At 63.7% G+C, this 2094-nt stretch carries 2 protein-coding genes and 1 pseudogene; all 3 read right to left on the bottom strand.

The features are described from left to right. Positions 1-115: 115 nt before the first annotated feature. Positions 116-298, bottom strand: a pseudogene (locus WKI94_RS11985) (proline dehydrogenase); the annotation flags it as partial. Beyond that, positions 295-954 (bottom strand): GntR family transcriptional regulator, encoded by a 660-nt coding sequence (locus tag WKI94_RS11990; protein WP_337845951.1) that lies wholly within the window; start codon positions 952-954, stop codon positions 295-297. The gene WKI94_RS11990 and the pseudogene WKI94_RS11985, both read right to left, overlap by 4 nt. Before the next feature lie 92 nt (positions 955-1046). After that, positions 1047-1850 carry a CsgG/HfaB family protein gene (locus WKI94_RS11995; protein WP_337845952.1) on the bottom strand — a complete coding sequence of 268 codons (804 nt, stop codon included), beginning with the start codon at positions 1848-1850 and terminating at the stop codon, positions 1047-1049. Between the last annotated feature and the right edge of the window lie 244 nt (positions 1851-2094).

The following is a 2094-nucleotide window of genomic DNA, read 5'->3' on the forward strand; positions in this document are numbered from 1 at the left end:
CTATGAAGCTAACCCTCGGGTGAGCGAGGCCTGGGTGTATCTGGGCATGCTACGCTTGTTGGTGAAGCGGCTGGCCAGGGCCGCGTAGCTGGCCGTGGAGGGGTTTTACGACAGCCTCTAAGATGGCGTGGACGCCCTCCCCTTCCAGGGCCTCCGCGGCCCTTAGGGCCTCCTCCAGGCTCTCCCCCGCCACATAGCGGCGCACCAATCCCCTCGCCCGTCTTCGGATGAGGGCCTCCACCTGGGGGCTACCCGCCACCTTAAGCACCAGGGAACGGTAGGCCAGGTCTAGGTTCATCTCCCCTCCTTTAAGTGCTCCAAAACAAGCCCCTTAAACCGCTCCACGTGGGCTTCCACCGCCCTCCTTGCCCCTTCTGGGTCCCGGGCCTTTAGGGCCTCGAGGATGGCCCGGTGCTCCTCCCGGGTGGTCTCCTCCTGGGAAAGGTTGGGGAGAGCGCTCCGCGCCAGGGCCAGGCTGGAAAGGAGGTCCTCGTAAAGCCGAAAGAGGGTGCGGTTCCCGGAAAGCCGCACCAGGGTGCGGTGGAACTCCAAATCCCGGCGCATCTGCTCCGCGTAGTCCTCCCGGGGGGCCTCGTCTATGGCCTTCAGGCGTTCCTTCAGCTCCTCAAGCTCCCACAGGGTGGCCCGAAGGGCGGCAAGCCGGGCGGCCTCCCCCTCCAACAGGGCCCGCACCCCGTAGACCTCCTCCACCTCCTCGGGGCTAAAGCGCCGCACCCGCGCCCCCTTGCCGGGCACGAGCTCCACCAACCCCTCCTCGGCCAGGCGCATGAAGGCCTCCCGCACGGGGGTGCGGGAAACCCCGAGCTCCTGGGCCAAGAGGGGCTCGGAAAGCCGCTCCCCCGGGGCGAAGCGCCCCGAGAGGAGGAGGTCTTTCAGGTGGCGGTAGACGGCCTCCCGGAGCTGGTTGGGGCGACGGAAACCCAGGGCGTGCATCCTGTATACAGGATAACCCCAAAGGCCACCCAGGGCAACCCCCATGCGAAAAGGGCGGGGCGCCTGGCCCCGCCCCATCCCAAATACGGGGCTTAGCCCCCTTGGGCCGGCTGGACCATGGTGGGCTGGCCGTCTGGTCCGTAGCGGAAGTAGGAACGGGGGATCCGCTTGATCAGCTCATCCACGGCCTTGGAAACCATCACCGCCAGGGCCTTGCCCATGGGGGTCTTCTGGTACTGGCTCAAGGCCCCGCCCAAGGCGGCCCCGGGCACCAAGGCCCCAAGGAGGCCGCCAAAGTCTGTGTCGGAAGCCTCGCCCTCCACCCGGAAAGCGGATACGATGGCCCCGGTGCGCACGTCCACGGCCCGGAAGTCCACAGCCACGTAGGCCTTCTTCTGGCCACCCCCTAACGCGCCCAAAAGCCCACCGAAGAACCCGCCTCCGCCGCCTCTTGTACCCCCCGCGTCGGGCTCAAAGGCGGTAATGGTGCCCGTAATGAGGATCTCCGCCCCCTGGATCTGTTGAGCCTGGTTGCCCAGGCTGGCTTCCTTCTGAAGCTGGTCCAGGATGGATCGCTCGTAGACAATAAAGTGGTTGGTGTTAATAAGGGCGGTGGTGAGCATGTCGGCCACACCCGCCCCGATGTCCCCTTTGCTGGTGGACACCTCCACGCCAAAGAGCTTGCCCAAAATGGCCGCCCCCACCTGGTCTGGGCTCGCGCCACCCCCGCACTTCTCCGCTTTGCAGGGGAAGGAAGCCACCACCACCTTAGCCCTAGGGCCATTGTAGTCGGCGTAGGGGTTGTTATCGGAAAGGCCAGAGCTCACGTTGGTGGTAACGGACGGCGCACAGCCTGCAAGAAGGGAGACCAGAAGGATACCCAGGAAAGGCTTCATCCTCACGATGCACCTCCTATAGGCAGTAAAGGGCCCAGACTGTAGGCCCTTTCTGGTTGTACCGTTTGGTTCTAGAAGGGAAGCAGAAGTTTGCTCTTGACTTTTTACATAAAAAGTATAGAATTCGCTTTTTACACACAACGCACCCCCCTTTCGGTTATTCACCTGCATAGACCTTGACAGGACAAAAGGAAAGGGGGTCTTTGGTTCTTATGAACACACCCAAGACCCCCATACCCAGTCT

Source organism: Thermus sp., from assembly GCF_037444525.1.
Lineage (GTDB): Bacteria > Deinococcota > Deinococci > Deinococcales > Thermaceae > Thermus.

Excerpts from the sequence above, each read along its gene's own strand:
- WKI94_RS11990 (WP_337845951.1), bottom strand. The coding sequence starts at position 954 with ATGCACGCCCTGGGTTTCCGTCGCCCCAACCAGCTCCGGGAGGCCGTC.
- WKI94_RS11995 (WP_337845952.1), bottom strand. The coding sequence starts at position 1,850 with ATGAAGCCTTTCCTGGGTATCCTTCTGGTCTCCCTTCTTGCAGGCTGT.